Genomic DNA, 19,465 nt, shown 5'->3' with positions numbered 1-19,465 from the left:
GCGGAGCTGTGGAGCTGCGCCCCCGGACACATGCGGTTGCCCCCCGACTCAAGTCGAAGCGGCGGCTTCCGCCTCCTGCAGCGCCCGCCACATCACCTTGCCGCTGCCGCTCTTCGGAAGCGCATCGACGAACTGCACCACGCGCGGCACCTTGTAGGCCGCCATGTTCTCGCGGCACCAGTCGACGATGTCCTGCTCGCTCACCGGCGGCTGCGCGGGCTTGCGCACCACCAGCGCCTTGACCGATTCGCCGCGATAGGCGTCCTTCGTGGCGATGACGCAGGCCTCCTGGATCGCGGGATGCCGGAACATCAGCGCCTCCACCTCGGCCGGCCAGACTTTGAAGCCCGAGGCATTGATCATCCGCTTGAGCCGGTCGGTGGCAAAGAAGTAGCCCTCCTCGTCCACGTGCCCCATGTCACCGGAGCGGAAGAAGGACTTGCCGTCGATCTCGATGAAGGTGGCAGCGGTGTCATCCGGGCGCTTCCAGTAGCCCCCGAACACCTGCGGCCCGTGGATGACGATCTCGCCCATCGCGCCCTGCCCGACTTCACGGCCCGTCTCGGGATCGATCACGCGCGCATCGACGCTCATGAACGGAATGCCCAGGCACTGCAGCTTGGGCGCCTCGGGCGGGTTGTAGTGCGAGGGCGCGGCGGTCTCGGTAAGGCCGTAGGCCTCGATGTAGCGCAGGCCGTACTGTTCGAACAGCCGCTGCGCCACCGCCTGCGGCATCGCCGCCCCGCCGCCGCCGATGGAGACCAGGCTCGACAGGTCGAAGCGCGCGACGTTCGGGCTGGCCAGCAGGTCGATGACCATGGTCGGAATGTTGGCCCAGTGCGTCACCCGGCACGCCGAGATCAGTCGGCCGGCCAGCTCGCGGTCCCATCGCGGCATCAGCACCATGGTCACGCCGGCAAGGATCGCCGCATGCATGACGCCCACCATGCCGGTGATGTGGAACATCGGCACCGCCACCAGCTGCACGCTCTCAGGTGTCACGTTGCCCCAGGCATTGATTGCCATCGCGTTGTGCATCGCGTTCGCATGGCTGAGCATGCAGCCCTTGGGCAGGCCGGTCGTGCCGCTGGTGTAGGGCAGCAGGGCCAGGTCGTCCGAATCGGCCTCGGAGGCAGGTGGCGCGGCCTCGCGTGCCAGGCAGTCCGTCCAGCCGTGCACCGCTCCACCGGCCAGGGACGGAAGATCGCGCCGCGTCAGCAGCCAGGGCGCCCAGGCCACGGGCATGTCTTCCGCCGACAGCGCAGCGGGATCGAATGCATCGGTGAACTGCGTGACGACCAGGTGACGCAGGCGCAGCCCTTCCGGCAGTGCATCGCTGGCCTTCGCGAGTTCGACAGCGAGGTCGGCCGTGGCGATCGCCACCCGGGCGTCGGGATCGACGATGAAATGCTTCAACTCCTCGGCCCGGTTCATCGGATTGACCGGCACCACCACCGCATCGGCGCGCAGGATCGCGAAATGGGCGACGACGAGTTGCGGGCAGTTCTGCATCGCCAGCATCACTCGGTCGCCCCTGCGCACGCCCAGTTCGTGCAGGCGAGCCGCGAAGCGCTCGACGGCGGACCACAGCTGCGCGTAGCTCATGGTGCTCCCCATGAAGATCAATGCCGCCTTGTCGGGGAAGCGACGGGCGTTGACCGCGAGGTTGTCCCATAGCGGCGTGCGCGGCGCATTCATCGCGCGAGGCAGGCGCCGGGGCCAGAACGTGTGATGCGGACGTGTTTGCATGCGTTGCTCCTTCTTCCTTGTGAATGAGACGGGGGAACCTGCCGGGTGCAGGCGTGGCACTGCCCTGCCCGCATCCGGCAGCGCGGATGCGGGAGCAGTTCTTCGCCCGGATTGCCGCGCGGCGGCGGCACCAGCTAGTTCGGCTGGCGATCCGCGCCGGTAGCGATGCCCGCCCGCGCGAAGGCGGCCCGCGACTGGGCACCGTTCATGTAGACGTCCTTGCGCGTCACCTCGCCGGCGTCGTTGAAGTCGACGACATCGAGCATCTCCACCCGCGCGGTGAACGGCTGTCCCGCCGTGTCTTTCAGCGGCAGCACCATCACCCACTCCAGCACCCAGTGCCGTTCGGCGAACAGGCTGCGCCGCAGCTCGAAGGTGAAGGGATGGCGCGCGAACACGCCGATGCAGTACTGGCGCAGTGCCTCGCGCCCTCGCACGGGCTCGGAGCCGTCATGGAGCCAGTAGATGGAGTCTTCCGAATGGAGCGATGCGATCCGGTCCGGATCGCGCGTTTCCCATCCGACGTGATAGCGGGCGAACAACTCATCGCCTGCGAGACCGGGGGCGGCAACGCCAGAGAACACCATGTCCGTCTCCATCCGTTTTTTGATGGAGAAAATTTACCGACTCAAAGTCGGTTTGTCAATCGTGAGGCTGATCCGCCGCGTGCCGCTGCAGTCCGCACAGCATGGTTTCGAGCATCCGGCAGTGCAGCCGCACCGCGGCGGCCGGGTCTTGTGCAACGCCGCAGGCCAGTGCTGCTTCGGCGACCGCACCGGCGATCAGCCGTGTCGCGGCATCGATCTCGATCGGCGTCGTGCCCGCCGGCATGATGGCCACCAGCCCGCTGTGGATAGAAGCCATGAAGTGGCGATCGTCGATACCGCGCCAGCGCTCCCAGCCGAGCACCACGGGGCCATCGACCAGGATCAGCTGCCGCAGCCCTTCCTGCGTGGCCGCTTCAAGATAGATCTGCAGATTGGTCGCGATGGTGTGCGGCGAGCGATGCCCCTCGATACGCTGGATGCGCGTTCCGAGTTCCGCCGCGAGCTCCGCTTGCACCGCGTCGAGCACCGCCTCGAAGATGTCCTGCTTGGAGCGGAAGTGGTGATAGAGGCCGCCCTTCGCGATCCCGGCGCCGGCCGCGATGTCGTCGATGCTGACGGCCGCGAAACCGCGTTCGATGAAAAGCTGCCGCGCCGAAGCGAGGATCGCTCCGACGGTGGTTGCGCTGCGCTTGGCCTGCTGGACCATGTGCCCTCTTCCTCCTCGATGGCTGCCGCGCCACGTGAATACGCGGCCAGTATGGCACGCGGTGCGGCGCGCGTTGGGCGATATGCCTTGCATGCCGGTGATCGCGCTACGACAGATGGCGGCGTTGTCCGACTCGCCGCGCCATGGCGACAGAGACAATGCCCACGTCGGCCCGAGACAAGCCGGACACAACGACGAAAACGAACACTGCGAACACCGCAAGATGACCCGCATCTACCTGATAGAAGACAACCCCCTGATCGCCACCACGCTGTCCGACGGGCTGCACGAATTTTCCGAATGCAACGTGATCGGCACCGCCGCCACTTCCCGCGACGCCATCGACTGGCTCAAGGGCAACCCCGAGGGCTGGGACGCCGCGGTCATCGACGTCTTCCTCGCCGAGGGCAACGGGCTCACCGTGGCGCACTACCTGAACGAACACAAGCTGCCGGAGCAACGCACGGTGGTTCTCATGAACCACGCGACCTCCGAGGTGCGCGAAGGCGCCCTCTCCGCCGGCGTCGACGCCGTGTTCGACAAATCGCTGCAGCTCGAAGCCTTCTACGACTTCTGCAGGACGCTGAACATCAGCCCGCGCCGCTGATCCCTGCCTTCGTGATGGTCCAGGAGTCCGTGCTCGCGCTCGAGGAAGAGCGCGAAGCCCTGCCGAGTCGGGCCTGATCGCGAACGGCACAATCGCCGCGTGCCGACCTTCCTGCAAAAACTGCCCGCCCGCCTCGCCAGCGCCTTCGCACTCGCGGCGGCCCTTGCCGCGCCTCTTGCGCGCGCGGCCGATCCGGTGCTGCTCGTCACCTCGCCGGCCGCGCTGCAGGCCGCCGAGAAGTCGGGCGCCGGCTTCAGCCGCTGGTTCGACGCGGCATCAGCCTCGAGCGACGGCATCACGACCAACCAGGCCCTGATGCGCGCCCCGGCCTGGCGATCCATCGCCGAGCCGCTGGGCGCCAGCCTCGCCGGCATCCAGCGGCGGGACAAGCAAGCCGGCGTCGGTGTCTCGCGCTATCCGCACCGGCTGTTCGACGCACGCTGGCTCGCGAGCCCTGACGCCTTCTTCGAACTCGTGGGCGTGGCCAACCGCATGGACCGCAGGCCCCTCCAGGACGGCGCATGTGGCGAGACACGGCTCGTGTACCGGCTGGCCTATCGCACGGCCGAAATGCAGTCTCGCCTGCCGATGACCGTCAACGTCGAGCTGCGCGGCGATGCGCCCGATGCGGACGGCAGCTGTGCGAGCGCCGCGAAGCGCTGGCAGCCGCCGCAAGCCTCGATGACCGACGAGGCAACGGGCCGCTGGCTGGTGTCGGCCGATGGCCCTCTTGCACCAGGCCGACTCGAGCATTCACGCATCGCACAGGTCACGACCAATCTTCAGAGCGTGCGCTGGCCTTCGGCGGTGCGGCCCGACCTGGGCGGCCACGCCGAATACATGCTGCGCGCCTTCCGATGGAACGCTGGCACGAAGCGCTTCGATGTCGCCCCGCTGGAAAACACGCCCGACGTCGCGAAGCTGAAGGCCAACGCCCCGCTGCGCAAGGAACTGCAGCAATGGCTGCAGCAGCCCGCGAACCTGCGCGCGCTGGACGAAGCAACGTTGCAGATTCCGGAGAAGTTCCTGGCGACCGAAGCGATCTCGGTCGCTCCGCGCGGACTCGAACGGCTGGCGAACCGGCCCTTTTCGCAGGTCTTTGCGCCGGGCGAGTGGCAGGCCGTCGCGGGTAGCCGCACGCTGCAATCGCCGCAAGCCGTGCTGCGCCGCCTCGACGACCTGAGCTGCATGGGCTGCCACCAGAGCCGTGCGGTCGCGGGCTTTCACCTGCTCGGCGTGGACCGGCGCGGCGCATCGCGGACCTTCACCACGGGCAACGCACTGGCCGTGCCGCATTCGCCGCACGTGCAGGACGAGCTTGCGCGCCGCAGCACGTACGTGCGGGCAGCCCTGTCGATGCAGCGGCCCGATCCGTTCCGCCCGCTCGCGGAGCCCGAAGACACCGGCACGACGTCCGAAAGGCCCACAGTCGGCGCGCGCTGCGAGCCCACGCGCATCACGCAGTCGGCCAACCCGTGGCTGGACCGCGCCGAGAAGCTGCCGCGCGTCTCCTGCGAAGGCCTCTTCTCCGTGTGCGAGAAAACCTCGGTCGGCTTTCCCGGCGGCATGTGCTCAGGCCCTTGCGATCCGCTCGACGGGAACGGCACCTGCGGCGGCATCGCCATCCTCAGCGACTTCAACAGCTGCCTTGCCGCGAAGAAGCCTTTCGGCGAATGCCTGGCGAAGCACACGCGCCCCGGCAACCTGCGCAGCTGCTCGGCGCAGCAGGCGTGCCGCGACGACTACATCTGCGCGCAGGCCGAGGGCCAGCCCGAGGAGCGCGGTGCCTGCATCCCGCCCTACTTCCTGTTCCAGATGCGGGTGGACGGGCACTCCTGACGAGCAGCACGCCAGCGGCTCACTCGTTCACCGTGGGGCGCATCAGCCAGGCCGAGACTGCCGCCACCACGCCGAGCACCGCGACATAGACGCCCACCGGCACGATGCTCGAATACTTCGCGACCAGCGTGGCCGCGATGATCGGCGCCAGACCGCCGCCTATGGCGGCCGCGAACTGGATGCCGATGGAAATGCCCGAGTAGCGCAGCTCGGCCGGGAACTGCGCGGCGTAGAGGTTGGACTGCGGCGCGAACATCAGCGGGTAATTGAGCGACAGCGCCAGCACCATCGCCACCGTGTAGGCCGTGAGCGACCCGCTGCCGATGGCCTGAAAGAGCGGCACCGCCATCAGCGCGAGCAGCAGGCCGCCGAACACGTAGAGCCGCCGCGCGCCCACTTTGTCGGCGAGCCAGCCGCTGGCCGGAATGGTGAAGACCATCGCCGCCGAGCCTGCGATCAGCGCGTGCAGCGCATCGGAGCGGGAGAAGCCCAGCCGCGTGGTCGCATACGAGATCGAGAACACCAGGATCGTGTAGATCAGCGTCACCTCGGCCAGCTTGCCGCCGATGGTCAGCAGCAGCGGCTTCAGGTGCGCCACCACCACCTCGCGCGCCGGCAGCACCGCCGTCTTGCGATGGACCTTGACCTGCATGAACTCCGGCGACTCGTCCACCTTCATGCGGATGAACACGCCCAGCACGATCAGCACCGCGCTGGCAAGGAAGGGTAGCCGCCAGCCCCAGCTCAGGAAGCTGGCCTCGGGCAGCTGCGTGACCAGTGCGAAGGCACCCGAGGACAGCAGCACGCCGATGGGTGCGCCCATCTGCGGCATGCTGCCCACCAGCGAGCGCCACTTGGGCGGCGCGTGCTCCACGGCCATCAGCATCGCGCCGCCGAGCTCGCCGCCGAACGACAGGCCCTGGCCGATGCGCAGCAGCACCAGCAGCACAGCGGCCCACAGGCCGATCGATTCGTAGGTCGGCAGCAGGCCGATCAGCACGGTGCAGATGCCCATCAGCAGCAGGCTCAGCGTGAGCATCGACTTGCGGCCCAGCCGGTCGCCGTAGTGTCCGAAGATGATCCCGCCCAATGGACGGGCAAGCATGCCGCTCGCGAAGGTGCCGAAAGCCGCGAGCGTGCCGACGGTGGGGTCGAAGTTGGGGAAGAAGAGCTTGTTGAACACCAGCGCCGCGGCGGTGCCGTAGGCGAGGAAGTCGAAGGCCTCGATGGCCGTTCCGACCATGGTGGCGGCGCCGATCTTCCACACGCTCTGGTGCTTCTTTTCGGCGGTGCCCTGCAGCGGGGATGCGATGCTGCTCATGGGCGCTCCCCGGTGATCTGCCGCGCGAACATCGCGAAGCTGGCGTTGACGATGCTCCGCTGCAGCAGGAAGTCGTGCGACTCCTTCGCCAGCGCTGGATCCACCAGCTTGAGCCGGCCGTAGGCCGACTGCGCGATGAGCTGGTTGCGCGCCGCGCGCTCGATGAGCACCGACATGTAGAGCGACTCCTCGATGGTCGCAGTAGCGGCCAGGAAGCCGTGGTTGGCAAGCAGCACGCAGCGCCTGCTGCCCAGCGCGGCCGAGATGATCTCGCCCTCGACGTCCGCGATCGGCAAGCCGGGCCACTCGGGCAGGAAGGCGCAGTCGTCGAAGAAGGGCGTCGCGTCCATGTGCGCGATCTGCAGCGGCTCGCCGGTCATCGACAGCGCGGACACGTACGGCGGGTGCGTGTGGATCACGCAGTTCACGTCGGGCCTGCGCCTGTAGACCCACAGGTGGAAGCGCACCGCCGGGTTGGGCACGCCGCGCCCTTCCAGCACGCGCAGCGAGTCGTCGATGCGCATGACCGATTCCGGGCGGATCTCGCCGAAGGCGTGCGCGAGCGGCGTCGTCAGGAAAGTGCCGTCGGGCTGACGCACGGTGACCTGTCCGGCCAGGGTTTCGGAGTGGCCTTCCTTCGCGAGGATGCGGCAGCTCAGCGCGAGCTTCTCGGCCTCGGTCCAGTTGCCGTAGCTGAGGCCGTCGAGGGACGGTGCGGGCTTGTCGTGGGTGGTCTTGCGGGTGTCGCTCACGCTGTGGCTCCTGTGCATTCGTGGGGTGCGGCCAATGTAAGAAGCCGTGTGCGGTTCGCTCTTGTGCGTGGGTGCACGCGCATTGATCCAGCGTGCCAACTAGTGGAAAGCCTCAGTCCGTACGCAATGGAGGGCCGCCTAGACTGCCTCGGCCGAACCCGTCTGGCACGAAGCGTGCGGACCGTCGGCAGGAGCCCAATCCATGCACCACGACACAGCAGCAGCATCCGACCTGAGCTTCGCGCCCTGCTTCCGGCCGTTCTATCCGGGCGACGTACAGGGCTACTCGAACGCGCTCGATTCGCTGGTGTATCCCGGCGAGCTCAGCGTGCAGGACAGCAACCCGCGCATGAGCCTCGAAGCCTGCCGCCTCGTGGGCGGCGGGCTGGCGATCAGCTTCTCGTCGACGCCGCTGGCGGTTCGTCACGACACGGCCCTGGCTTCCATCGGCGGCGCGGGCGACGTGCTCGCCATGATCGCCGTCGAGGGCGAAGGCACCATCGACCAGGGCGGGCGCCGCATGCCCTTCCGCAAGGGCGACATCACTTTCCGCACGACCCGTCTCCCCTCGACCTGCACGCTGACCTCATCCGGCAAGCTGGTGATGCTGCGCGTGCCCTCCGACCGGTTCTTCGGCATCTATGCCGACCTGCACGATCGCTTCGTGCCGTCCATCGCGCAGGCGGATTCGCGCCTGGCCGAGGCTGCTCGCGCGCACATGGGGCATGTGTTTCCCGGTGCGGCGCAGGCCGCTCCGGCGCTCGCCTACTTTTCCGAGCAGTCGTTCGTTTCGCTGCTGGCCGCGGCCTACTGCGAGTCCATCGATGAAGACGCGGCCGACGGCAAGCGCCGCGAGCGCGACCGCTGGCAGCGGCTCGTGGCCTTCATCGAGGCGCACCTCGGCGATCCGGAGCTGTCTGTCGACGCGGTCTCGAGGGAGCTCGGCATTTCGAAGCGGCTCACGCACCGACTCTTCGAGATGCAGCGCACACAGTACGGCACGTACCTCAAGATGCGCCGCCTGGAGCGCGCGAAGGACGAGCTGCAGAACCGGCGGCTCGACCACCTGGGCGTTTCGGAGATCGCCTACCGCAACGGCTTCGGCGATGCGAGCCATTTCAGCCGCTGCTTCAGGAGCCGGTTCGGAACCCCGCCTGGGGCCTATCGCAGATCGCCGGCCTGAAGGATTCGCTGGGCCCGGAAAATATTGCTTGCCATTAGATCGCATGCGATCTAATATCCGGCCCATGCCAGCCAAGCGCTCCACCGCCGAGTCCGTCGAAGCCCCCGCGGGCAATCCGCTGGCACTCGACGATCAGCTGTGCTTCGCCGTCTACTCGACGATGCTGAGCCTCAACAAGGTGTACCGCGGCCTGCTGCGCGACCTCGATCTCACCTACCTGCAGTATCTCGTCATGCTCGTGCTGTGGGAGAAGGACGAGATCAACGTCTCCGAGATCTGCTCGCGCCTGGCGCTTGAAACCACCACCCTCACCCCGCTGCTCAAGCGGCTCGAAGCCCGCGGACTGATCCAGCGCGTGCGTTCGCCCAGGGACGAGCGGCAGGTCATCGTGTCGCTCACCGCCGGCGGCCGCGCGCTGCGCGCCAGGGCGCAAGGGCTGCCGGGCTGCGTCGCCCAAGCCATGGAGCTGTCCCCCGAACAGATCGGCACGCTGCGCACCCAGTTGCTGGGCCTGCGCGCCAGCCTCGACAGGAACGCGTGATGCGCAGCTGCTTCGCCGTTCCTGCTTTTTCAAGTCAGATAAATCGCATGCGATATTAATTCATACGATATTTATCGATCCAGTTCCTCCCTCGACCTCCCAGCAAAAGGAACGCACCATGACCACAGAACGCACCCACCCCCTCGTCACCAACACGCCGACCCGCCGCAGCCTGCTGGTGGGTGGCGCTTCCGTCGCAGCCGGCGCCCTCGTGGGCGCCGGCTTCTCCAACGCGGCATCCGCCGCTTCCGCCGCTGCGCCGAAGTCCGGCGCGGTTATCACCTCTTCGAAAGGAAAGCAGACCATGAGCAACACCATCGTCACCAAGGACGGCACCGAGCTCTACTACAAGGACTGGGGCCCCAGCAACGGCCAGCCCGTCGTGTTCAGCCACGGCTGGCCGCTGAACTCCGACAGCTGGGAATCGCAGATGCTCTTCCTCGCATCGCAAGGTTTCCGCACCGTGGCGCATGACCGCCGCGGCCACGGCCGCTCGAGCCAGCCGTGGAACGGCAACGACATGGACACCTACGCCGACGACCTCGCCACCGTCATCGAGACGCTGGACCTGAAGAACGCGATCCTGGTCGGCTTCTCGACTGGCGGCGGCGAGGTGGCTCGCTACATCGGCCGCCACGGCACGAAGCGCGTGGCCAAGGCCGCGCTGATCTCCGCCGTGCCGCCGCTGATGCTGAAGACCGCCGCCAACCCCGGCGGCCTGCCGATCGAAGTCTTCGACGGCCTGCGCGCCGCGCAGCTGGCGAACCGCTCGCAGTTCTACAAGGACGTGCCCTCGGGTCCCTTCTTCGGCTTCAACCGCCCCGGCGCCAAGGTGTCGCAGGGCCTCATCGACTCGTGGTGGGCGCAGGGCATGACGGGCGGCCACAAGAACACCTACGACTCGATCAAGGCATTCTCGGAAACCGACTTCACCGAAGACCTGAAGAAGTTCGACGTGCCCACGCTCATCGTGCACGGCGACGACGACCAGATCGTGCCGATCGGCGCCGCCGGCCTGGCCTCGGCCAAGCTGGTGAAGAACAACAAGCTGATCGTCTACCCCGGCGCACCGCACGGCCTGACCGACACGCACAAGGACAAGTTCAACGCCGACCTGCTGGCGTTCGTGAAATCCTGACAAGAAAAAAGGGCCCGCAGGGGCCCTTTTTTTCGACCACGGATGGGTCGGGCTCTTAGTATCCGGTGCAAACAACACCAAGACCGAGGACCCGATGGACATCTTCGAAAACGTGCTGGTCATGCTGATCGCCGCCTGCCTGCTGCTGCAGCTCTCGCGGCGCCTCGCACTGCCCTATCCGTCGATGCTGGCGCTGGCCGGCGTGGCGCTCGGCGCGATGCCCTGGGTGCCGCACATCAGCCTCGACCCGCACCTGGCGCTGGCGCTCTTCATCGCACCCGCGCTGCTCGACTCGGCCTTCGACACCTCGCCGCGCGAGCTGCGGCGCAACTGGATGCCGCTGGTCTCGCTGGTGCTGGTGGCGGTGCTGCTGACCACCGCGGCGGTCGCATGGGTCGGCTGGGCCTTCGCTGGCCTGCCGCTGGCGGCGGCGATCACGCTCGGCGCCATCGTCGCGCCGCCCGACGCGGTGGCCGCGGCGGCGGTGATGCAGCAGTTCCGCATTCCACGGCGCACCCTGTCGATCATCAACGGCGAAAGCCTGCTCAACGACGCGGTGGCGCTGCTGGTGTTCGGCGTGGCGGTGTCGGCGGCCGGCGCCGCGCACGCGCCCATGTCGAGTTCGCTGCCGATGCTGCTGGTCGCGGTGCCGGGCGGCGCTCTGGTGGGCTTCGCCTTCGCCAAGCTCAACCTGCACTTCGGCGCGCCGCTCTTCGCGGGCACGCGCTCGGCCATCATCTTCCAGTTCGTGATGACCTTCGGCGCATGGATCGTGGCCGAGCGGCTGCACCTGTCGCCGATCATCTCGGTGGTCGCCTTCGGCATGACGCTGGGCCAGTTCGCGCCCAAGCGCCATGCGCCGCGCGACCGCGTGCATTCCTATGCGGTGTGGGGCGCGGTGGTGTTCACGCTCAACGTACTGGCCTTCTTCCTGATGGGGCTGCAGGCGCGCGGCATCCTCACCCGGCTGTCGGGGCCGCAGTTGACGCACGCACTGCAGTTCGCCGGCCTCGTGCTGGTGCTGGTCATCGCGGTGCGGGTGGCGTGGGTGCTGCTCTACGGCGCCGCGATGCGCAGCTACAAGCTGCGGCTGATCGCGCAGGGGCATGACGTGCCCGTGCCGTCGAAGCGCATCGGGCTGCTGGTCGGCTGGTCGGGCATGCGCGGGCTGGTGACGCTGGCCACGGCCTTCGCGCTGCCGGCGGATTTTCCGGGGCGCGACCTCATCGTGCTCGCCGCGTTCGCCGTGGTGCTGGGCACGCTGGTGATCCAGGGCTTCACCATCGGACCGCTGATCAAGGCGCTGAAGATCGCGCCCGACGATTCGCTCGAAAAGGAAATCTCGCTGGCGCGCACCGCAATGATGGATGCGGCGCTCGCGGCCATCGAAGCCGAAGCCGGCAACGAGGCCGAGGCGGTGCGCGAGGAGTACCGCGCGGCGCGCACCCTCGCGCAGGACGCTCACCAGCCGCAGGCGAAGACGGCGCACGACCGGCTGCGCGCCGTGGCGATCCGCGCGCAACGGCGCTCACTCGATGCGCTGCGCCACAGCGGACAGATCGAGGACGACGCCTACCACCAGCTCGAGGAAGAGATGGACTGGGCCGAACTCAACGCCATTCCCGCGAGCGACGTCCGGCTGCAGAGCGTCTGAGACCTGTCTTCAGGGCTCCTCGTACCACCGGTCCTTCGACAGCATCACCCGGTGGTGTCCGTGCCCCGAGGGCATCATCGGGAAGCAGTTCTCCTGCGCTTCCACCTGCACGTCGAGGAAGAACGGGCCCTCGCTCGCCAGGCATTCAGCCAGCGCGTCTTCCAGCTCCGCCGGGTCCGACACCCGCCGCGCGCTCCAGCCGAAGGCCTTGGCCAGCGCCACGAAATCGGGCAGCGCCTCGTTCCAGCTGTGGCTCAGGCGGTTGCCGTGGTTCAGCTCCTGCCACTGCCGCACCATGCCCATGTAGCCGTTGTTGCTCAGCACCAGCTTCACCGGCGTGCGGTGCTGCACGGCGGTCGACAGCTCCTGGATGTTCATCAGCACCGACGCGTCGCCGCTCACGCACACCGTCAGCGCGCCGGGGTGTCCGATCTGCGCGCCGATGGCCGCGGGCAGTCCGTAGCCCATGGTGCCGGCGCCGCCCGAAGTCAGCCAGCGGCGCGGGCTGTCGAAGCGCAGGTACTGCGCGGCCCACATCTGGTGCTGGCCCACGTCGGTCGAGACGATCGCGTCGCGCCCGCCAATGGCGCGCTGCAGCTCGGACATCAGCTGCTGCGGCAGGATCGAATCGGCCTTCGTCTCGAAAGCCAGGCAGTCCTCGGCGCGCCAGCGCTCGATGCGCGCCCACCACGGCGCGAGGCGCTCCGGCGCGAAGCCTTCCTCCGGCAGCAGCGCCAGCAGGTTTTCGAGGATCGCGGCGCAGTCGCCCACCATCGGCACGTCCACGCGCACCACCTTGTTGATGCTGCCGGGATCGATGTCGATGTGGATCTTGCGGGCGTGCGGGCAGAACTCGTCGAGCTTGCCGGTCACGCGATCGTCGAAGCGCGCGCCGACGCACACCACAAGGTCGGCCTCGTGCATCGCGAGGTTGGCTTCGAGCATGCCGTGCATGCCCAGCATGCCGATGAACTTCGGGTCCGATGCGGGGAACGCGCCCAGCCCCATCAACGTGAGCGTGCACGGCGCGTGCATCAGGTTCACGAGTTTGGTGAAGGCTTCGCAGGCGGCCGGCCCCGAGTTGACCAGCCCGCCACCGCCATAGATGACGGGCCGTCGCGCGGTCGAGAGCAGATCTGCAGCGCGCTGCACCATGGCCTTCGGCGGCAGCGCCGTGCGGCTGGTGCGCAAGGCGCGCAGCGGCGCGGGCTCGGGCGCCTTGCCCAGGCGTTCGAGCTGGATGTCCTTCGGCACGTCGAGCAGCACCGGCCCGGGGCGGCCGCCGGCGGCGATCTCCAGCGCGCGCCGCACCAGCGAAGGCACGTCGTCGGCCGAGCGCACCTGGCGGTTCCACTTGGTCACCGGGCGCGACATGCCCAGCGCGTCACTCTCCTGGAACGCCTGCGTACCGATGACGGCGGTTGCCACCTGTCCGCTGATGCACAGCACGGGCACCGAATCGCTCATGGCGTCCAGCAGCCCGGTGATGGTGTTGCCCACGCCTGGCCCCGAAGTGACCAGTACCACGCCAACGCGACCGGTGCTGCGCGCATAGCCCTCGGCCGCATGCACGGCCGCCTGCTCGTGGCGCACCAGCACATGGCGCAGCCGGGGCTCGCCGTGCAGTGCGTCGTACAGCGGCAGCGCCGCGCCGCCGGGGTAGCCGAAGATGGTGTCCACGCCGCACTCGACCAGCGTGTCGAGCAGGGCTTCGGCGCCGTTGCGGATGCGCACCGGCGTCTCGACGTGGAGAGGACGGAGGGACGGAGAGGACGTGGGGGGTAGGTCGAGCAGTCGCATGCCGTCAATTCTTCCGTTTTCGGCGCAAAATATGCTTCTTTCTTTTGGCTCTTTAAGCTCGATTCATGAAAACCAATCGGCAAACACCGAATGAAGGCGAAGGATCTTTCGACAAGACCGATCTGGCGATCCTCCGCGTGCTGCTGCTCGACTCGCGCAAGACCCTGCAGGAAATCGGCAGCGAGGTCGGCCTGTCGCCCACCAGCTGCTGGACCCGCATCAAGAAGCTGGAGGCCACGGGCGTCATCAAGCGCTATACGGTGGACGTCGACCCGGCCAAGCTCGGCTACCACGACTCGGTGATCGTGCAGGTCACGCTCGAGAGCCACACCGACGAGACGCTCTACGACTTCGGCCGCACGCTCGCGACCATTCCAGAGATCCAGGAGGCCTACCTCGTCTCGGGCGACTACGACTACTACATCCGCATCGCCGTGCGCGACACGCGCGACTACGAGCGGCTGCTGCGCGAGAAGCTCTACAAGATCCCGGGCATCCGGCACAGCAAGTCGCACTTCGTGCTGCGCGTGCTCAAGGAAGCCAGCGTGCCCGTCATCTGAGCGGGGGACGAACTCACAGGCGGATCAGTTCCACACGCCGGTTCTTCGCCCGCCCCGACTCGCTGTCATTGGGCGCCACCGGCTCCGAGGCGCCAGCGCCGCGCGTGGTGAAGCGGCGCGGGTCCACACCGGCCTTCACCAGTACGCCGATCACGGCCAGTGCCCGGCGCTTCGACAGGTCGTCGTTGTGCTTCGCCTCGCCCTGCGCGTCGGTGTGCCCCACCACCGACAGCTTCAGCGGCGGGTTGTTGCGCATCAGCTTGGTCATCTCGTCGAGCGTGGGCTGCGACTCGGGGCGGATCACGTCCTTGTCGAGGTCGAACAGGATGCCGTAGAGGTTCACGCGCCCCGTCTCCGCCAGGCTCTTCTGCATGGCGGAGGCGTCGAGGAACACGATCTTGTTCTCTTCCATCGCCTTGCTCTCCACCACCCGCACGAAGGCGTGGTTGCCGACATCTGCGTTGTGCTCGGCCAGCGCGATGCTGGCGTAGACGGTGCCCGAAGGCCCGGTCTTCCTTGCCAGCAGGTAGCGGCCGCTCACGGCGAAATAGTTGCGGGCGTAATCGCCACGACTGCCCAGGCGGGGCCACTCGGGGTCGTCGAATGCCAGCGCGAAGTCGTAGGGCGTGTTGGTGTCCACGCTGCCGGGGCGCGGCTTGTAGCACGAGGCGTTGGCCGTGCCGCAGCTGAACAGCACCTCGAAGCCCTTGGCCTTCAGGCTGGCCTCGTAGTTGCGCTGCACCTCGAGCAGCGAACGGTCCTTGGGCAGCCGGTACAGGTACAGCGTCACCTTGCCCTCGGTCCTGAGCAGGTCGGGCTTGCCGCCACCCCAGTTCTGGAACGGCTCCTTGATGAGCCCGACCTCGTCGTAGGCGGCCGCCTTGTAGCCGTCGAGCACCGAGCCCTCGTAGCGGCCGACCAAGGGGTGGTCCTTGCCCGGTTCGGCGGCGAATGCGCCGGCGTGCAGCGACAGCAGGGTCGCGCCGGCCAGGCGGACGAGTAAGGCCAGGAAGGCAGGCTGTTTCATCGGCAGGCCCGGAAAGGAAACATGGACAGGGAGGAGAAAACGCGACGCGCTCCATGCTAGGGAGCACCGCCGCCGCTGTGCATTCGACGGACGGCCTATGCCATGGCCGGGCCTCGCTTTCGCGCATGTCCCGCGGATCACCGGAATATCCGGCCGGGGACATAATTGCGCCCGGCTCGCGAGAGCGGGGGTTCGGGCCTCGCCTCGAGCGGCTGAATGGCGTCGGCGTTGGGCTGGCGCATCCAACAAAAGTGACGTCCAAGGCAAAAGCGATCTATGAAGCTGGGCAGCAAGGGCTGTTGGCGAGTCGGCCAGTGGATCGCGAATCTGTTGCTGGCCGTCGCGCCGGCTCTCCTGCCCTGTGCGAACGCCGCTGAGCCGGCGGCAGCAACGCCGGCATCCCCACAACGTGAAGCCGAGCTCCACATCACCCGGGCCGAGCTGCTCTCCATCCCCGGCACCGGCTACACCGCACCGCCGCAGCGCGTCGAGGACGCAAAGCTGCCGACCGAGGGCTGGCGGGCCATCAACCTCCCCCACACGGTCGGGCGCGAACTGGTGCCCGACGGATCTAGCGGCACACGCACGATCACGGACTGGTACCGCATCGACCTCGCCGGGCGGCCGCCCTCGCACGAGCCGCAGCTGCTCTATCTCCCACGCTGGAAAACCCTCGGCCAGATCGCGGTGTACGGCGACGGCGCCCTGCTCTACCAGTCGCACGGCAGCCCGATCCACAACGGCTACAACCATCCGCTGCTGCTGCCGCTGAACGCGACGGCCGGCGCACTGCCGCCACGGTCGGTAATGATCCGCGTGGACCGCCTGCGCAACAGCGGCAGCGGTTTCTCCACCGTGTGGGTGGGCAACGAGGATTCGCTGAGCTGGCGCTACCAGGTCCGCCAGCTGCTGCAGGTGCAGCTGCCGTTCATGGGCAGCGCGGCCTTCCTGGCGGTCGGCGCATTCGCGTTCGCGGTATGGCTGGGCAGGCGGCGCGAATCGCTCTACCTGCTGTTCTTCGCCATCTCGGCGATGGCGTTCCTGCGCACCCTCCACTACTACGCGGGCGGCAGCTACATCCCGATCTCGGACGACTGGTTCGAGTGGATGACCGTCTCCAGCCTGCTCTGGCTGATCATCCTCATCCACCTCTTCCTGCAGCGCCTGCACCAGCAGCCCTCGGTCTGGCTGACGCGCATCTCCATCGCGCTGGTGCTGGCCTGCAACATCACGACGCTACCGCAGCTGTCGACGAAGATCGTCAATCTCTACCTGTTCACGCCGCTGCTCAATCTGGCGGTACTGCCCATGGCGGTGCTGATCTTCACGGTGAACCTGCGCAAGTCGCTGCGCACCCAGCTGACCGAGGGGCAACTGGTGGCGGGCTGGACGGTGTTCGCGGTAGCGCTCACCTCCTACGACGGGCTGCTGCAGAACAACCTCGTCAGCCCGGAGAGCGTGTACATGTCTCCGTACGCCATCATCAGCCTGTTCTTCGTCTTCTCGTACATCATGTTCCAGCGCTACACCGGCGCGTTCGCCGAGGTGGGCCGGCTGAACAGGGGCCTGGCCCAGCGCCTGCAGGCGCGGGAGGCCGAACTGGAGCAGAGCTACCAGCGGCTGCGCGTGATCGAGAACCAGAACATGCTCAACGCCGAGCGCCGTCGCCTGATGCAGGACATGCACGACGGACTGGGCTCCTCGCTCATCAGCGCGATCCGCTCGGTGGAAAGAGGCGCCATGACCGAGGCCGAGATTTCCCGCGTGCTCAAGGGCTGCATGGAAGACCTGCGGCTGGTGATCGACTCCATGGAGAGCGTGGAAGCCGACCTGCTCCTGCTGCTGGCGACCATGCGCTTCCGCCTCGCGCCGCGCATCGAGAGCGCGGGCATCGCGCTCCAGTGGGAAGTGCAACCCGTGCCCGCCCTGCCCTGGCTCGACCCGGACGGCGCGCTGCACATCCTGCGCATCGTGCAGGAGTGCGTGGCCAACGTGCTGCGCCATACGCGGGCCACCACCATCTGCATCAGCACCGCGACGATCGACGACGGCGTGTGCGTGGTGGTCGAGGACAACGGCGGAGGCTTCAACGTGGAAGAGGCCATGCGCCGGGGCGGCCGGGGGCTGCGCAACCAGCAGCGGCGCGCGCAGGCGATCGGCGGCACCGTGGGCTGGCAGTCCGGCAGCGCCGGAACGCGCTTCACGCTCTGGCTGCCGCTGCACCGCAAGGCCGAGACCGACAAGGCGGCCATCAGCACCTTCTGAGGAGCTGGCTCAGAGGCTCGCGACGATCTGCTCGCGCAGCCACTTGTGAGCCGGATCGCGGTGCCGGCGCTCGTGCCAGAGCATCGCCATCTCGTAGCCCGGCACTTCCAGCGGCGCCTCCACCACGCGCAGCCCGGCCGCGCCGCGCGCCAGCCGCTCGGGCAGCATCGCGACCATGTCGGTGGAGGCCACCGTCGACATCATGAAAAGGAAGTGCGGCACCGACAGCACCACGCGCCGCGCCAGCCCTTTTTCGGCAAGCGCCTCGTCCGTGGGACCGGTGAAGCCGCCGCCGGCAAGCGACACCACCACGTGCTCCAGCGCGCAGAACTGCGCGAGCGTCGGCCGGCGCTTCAGGCGCGGATGGTCGGCGCGCCCGACCAGCACATAGCGCTCATTGAAGAGCACGCGCGCGTGCAGGCCAGGCGGCGCGCCCACGCTGGTGTGGAAGAACAGATCGAGCTCCCCGCTTTCGAGCTGGCGTGCCATGCGCGAGGGCACCGCCTCCACCACGGCCAGCCGCGTGTTCGGTGCGGCTGTACGCAACCCGGCCAGCGCCGGCAGCAGGATGGCCGATTCGGCGTAGTCGGCCGCGGCAACGCGCCAGGTGGTGCTGGCCTCGGCGGGGTCGAAGGGCCTCGTCGGCGCCACCGCCCTGCCCAACGCCTCCAGTGCTTCACGCAAAGGCTCGCGCAGTTCGTCGGCTCGCGCAGTAGGCCGCATGCCGCGCTGCGCGGGCAGCAGCAGCGGATCGGCGAACACCTCGCGCAGCCTTGCGAGCTGCACGCTCACCGACGGCTGCGACAGGTTCAGCCGCTCGGCCGCGCGAGTGACGTTGCGTTCGGCCAGCAGCGTGTCGAGCGTGACCAGCAGGTTGAGATCGAGGCGGCTGAAATTGTTCATGGCAATTCCTGGAATTCAGACTATTCATTTCCAATATATCGCCACGAAGCCTAACCTGAGGGCATCTCCACTCGAACCCTCTTCGAATCATGAATGTCCTTCTGGTAGTCGCCCATCCCGAAGCCGCCTCGCTCAACGGATCGCTCCACCGTTTCATGCTCGAGCGGCTCACGGCCGCCGGGCATTCGGTGCGAGTGTCCGACCTCTACGCCATGCGCTGGAAGCCGGCACTAGACGCCGACGACTTTCCCTCGCGCGACGTCACCGCTGAACGCTTCGACCCTTCACTCGAATCGCGCCTGGCCTTCGAGGCCGGCACGCAGACCACCGACATCGCAGCCGAGCAGGACAAGCTGCTCTGGGCCGACGCGGTGATCCTGCAGTTCCCGCTGTGGTGGTATTCGATGCCCGCCATCCTCAAGGGCTGGATCGAGCGCATCTACGCCTACGGCTTTGCCTATGGCGTCGGCGAGCATTCCGACAAGCACTGGGGCGACCGCTTCGGCGAAGGCACGATGGCCGGAAAGCGCGCGATGCTGGTGGTGACGACCGGCGGCTGGGCCTCGCACTACGCGCCGCGCGGCATCAACGGGCCGATGGACGACCTGCTCTTCCCGATCCACCACGGCATCCTCTACTACCCCGGCTTCGACGTGCTGCCGCCCTACGTCGTGCACCGCACCGGCAAGGTCGACGAAGCCGCATTCGCGCGCATCACCAAAGAACTGGGCCAGCGGCTCGACACGCTCTTCACCGCCGACCCGATTCCCTTCCGCCGCCAGAACGCCGGGGACTACGAGATTCCCGCACTCACCCTGCGCGAGGACATCGCGCCGGGCAAGACAGGCTTCGCTGCGCACACCGCCTGAGGC

The 19,465-nt window shown here is 67.8% G+C and carries 17 protein-coding genes; 9 read left to right on the top strand and 8 right to left on the bottom strand.

Going from position 1 to position 19,465, the window contains the following annotated elements; genetic code table 11:
* Window positions 1–48: 48 nt before the first annotated feature.
* The 3 genes from EJO71_RS17695 to EJO71_RS17685 all read right to left on the bottom strand — a co-directional run bounded on the left by EJO71_RS17695 (window position 49) and on the right by EJO71_RS17685 (window position 3,003).
* On the bottom strand, window positions 49–1,749 hold the full coding sequence (locus tag EJO71_RS17695; protein ID WP_125949776.1) for a long-chain fatty acid--CoA ligase: 1,701 nt from the start codon (window positions 1,747–1,749) through the stop codon (window positions 49–51).
* Between the two features lie 134 nt (window positions 1,750–1,883).
* Entirely contained in the window at window positions 1,884–2,336 is a 453-nt protein-coding gene (locus EJO71_RS17690) for a nuclear transport factor 2 family protein (protein ID WP_164546842.1), read from the bottom strand.
* Between the two features lie 55 nt (window positions 2,337–2,391).
* Window positions 2,392–3,003, bottom strand: coding sequence for a TetR/AcrR family transcriptional regulator (locus tag EJO71_RS17685; RefSeq protein WP_164546843.1), 612 nt, complete (start codon window positions 3,001–3,003; stop codon window positions 2,392–2,394).
* Between the two features lie 223 nt (window positions 3,004–3,226).
* On the opposite strand from EJO71_RS17685, the gene EJO71_RS17680 reads away from it, so the two are divergent.
* Window positions 3,227–3,610, top strand: coding sequence for a response regulator (locus EJO71_RS17680; RefSeq protein ID WP_116268631.1), 384 nt, complete (start codon window positions 3,227–3,229; stop codon window positions 3,608–3,610).
* Between the two features lie 99 nt (window positions 3,611–3,709).
* Entirely contained in the window at window positions 3,710–5,449 is a 1,740-nt protein-coding gene (locus tag EJO71_RS17675; protein ID WP_125949779.1) for a hypothetical protein, read from the top strand.
* Window positions 5,450–5,468: 19 nt separating this feature from the next.
* Here EJO71_RS17675 and EJO71_RS17670 read toward each other — a convergent pair whose 3' ends face one another.
* Window positions 5,469–6,770 (bottom strand): MFS transporter, encoded by a 1,302-nt coding sequence (locus EJO71_RS17670; RefSeq protein ID WP_125949780.1) that lies wholly within the window; start codon window positions 6,768–6,770, stop codon window positions 5,469–5,471.
* Window positions 6,767–7,522 carry an aldolase gene (locus tag EJO71_RS17665; RefSeq protein ID WP_240651420.1) on the bottom strand — a complete coding sequence of 252 codons (756 nt, stop codon included), beginning with the start codon at window positions 7,520–7,522 and terminating at the stop codon, window positions 6,767–6,769. Before EJO71_RS17665 ends, EJO71_RS17670 begins: the two co-directional genes overlap by 4 nt.
* A 202-nt stretch (window positions 7,523–7,724) precedes the next feature.
* On the opposite strand from EJO71_RS17665, the gene EJO71_RS17660 reads away from it, so the two are divergent.
* From EJO71_RS17660 to EJO71_RS17645, 4 genes are all read left to right on the top strand, one after another.
* On the top strand, window positions 7,725–8,705 hold the full coding sequence (locus tag EJO71_RS17660) for an AraC family transcriptional regulator (protein ID WP_125949782.1): 981 nt from the start codon (window positions 7,725–7,727) through the stop codon (window positions 8,703–8,705).
* 64 nt (window positions 8,706–8,769) lie between these two features.
* Window positions 8,770–9,246 carry a MarR family transcriptional regulator gene (locus tag EJO71_RS17655; protein WP_125949783.1) on the top strand — a complete coding sequence of 159 codons (477 nt, stop codon included), beginning with the start codon at window positions 8,770–8,772 and terminating at the stop codon, window positions 9,244–9,246.
* Window positions 9,247–9,364: 118 nt separating this feature from the next.
* Complete coding sequence (locus EJO71_RS17650) at window positions 9,365–10,384, top strand: alpha/beta hydrolase (protein WP_125949784.1); 1,020 nt, start codon at window positions 9,365–9,367, stop codon at window positions 10,382–10,384.
* Between the two features lie 94 nt (window positions 10,385–10,478).
* Window positions 10,479–12,038 carry a sodium:proton antiporter gene (locus tag EJO71_RS17645; protein WP_125949785.1) on the top strand — a complete coding sequence of 520 codons (1,560 nt, stop codon included), beginning with the start codon at window positions 10,479–10,481 and terminating at the stop codon, window positions 12,036–12,038.
* 9 nt (window positions 12,039–12,047) lie between these two features.
* Here the strand turns inward: EJO71_RS17645 and ilvB are convergent, their stop codons facing one another.
* Window positions 12,048–13,838: a biosynthetic-type acetolactate synthase large subunit gene (ilvB, locus tag EJO71_RS17640; protein ID WP_125949786.1), complete on the bottom strand. Its 1,791-nt coding sequence runs from the start codon at window positions 13,836–13,838 to the stop codon at window positions 12,048–12,050.
* A gap of 65 nt (window positions 13,839–13,903) precedes the next feature.
* On the opposite strand from ilvB, the gene EJO71_RS17635 reads away from it, so the two are divergent.
* The gene (locus tag EJO71_RS17635) at window positions 13,904–14,398 is read left to right on the top strand and encodes an Lrp/AsnC family transcriptional regulator (RefSeq protein WP_171022483.1); all 495 of its coding nucleotides are present in this window, start codon (window positions 13,904–13,906) and stop codon (window positions 14,396–14,398) included.
* 13 nt (window positions 14,399–14,411) lie between these two features.
* On the opposite strand, the gene EJO71_RS17630 is transcribed toward EJO71_RS17635, so the two are convergent.
* Entirely contained in the window at window positions 14,412–15,425 is a 1,014-nt protein-coding gene (locus EJO71_RS17630) for an OmpA family protein (RefSeq protein ID WP_240651421.1), read from the bottom strand.
* A gap of 276 nt (window positions 15,426–15,701) precedes the next feature.
* Here EJO71_RS17630 and EJO71_RS17625 point away from each other — a divergent pair, with 276 nt between their 5' ends.
* Window positions 15,702–17,690 (top strand): sensor histidine kinase, encoded by a 1,989-nt coding sequence (locus EJO71_RS17625; RefSeq protein WP_125949787.1) that lies wholly within the window; start codon window positions 15,702–15,704, stop codon window positions 17,688–17,690.
* Between the two features lie 9 nt (window positions 17,691–17,699).
* On the opposite strand, the gene EJO71_RS17620 is transcribed toward EJO71_RS17625, so the two are convergent.
* A complete protein-coding gene (locus EJO71_RS17620; RefSeq protein WP_125949788.1) occupies window positions 17,700–18,593 on the bottom strand; it encodes a LysR family transcriptional regulator in 894 nt (297 codons plus the stop codon).
* Window positions 18,594–18,682: 89 nt separating this feature from the next.
* Between EJO71_RS17620 and EJO71_RS17615 the strand changes: the two genes are divergently transcribed.
* Window positions 18,683–19,462 carry an NAD(P)H-dependent oxidoreductase gene (locus EJO71_RS17615; RefSeq protein WP_125949789.1) on the top strand — a complete coding sequence of 260 codons (780 nt, stop codon included), beginning with the start codon at window positions 18,683–18,685 and terminating at the stop codon, window positions 19,460–19,462.
* Window positions 19,463–19,465: the final 3 nt, after the last annotated feature.

This window comes from Variovorax sp. 679, from assembly GCF_003952185.1.
GTDB lineage: Bacteria > Pseudomonadota > Gammaproteobacteria > Burkholderiales > Burkholderiaceae_C > Variovorax.
This window is presented reverse-complemented; position numbering and strand designations above follow the sequence as displayed.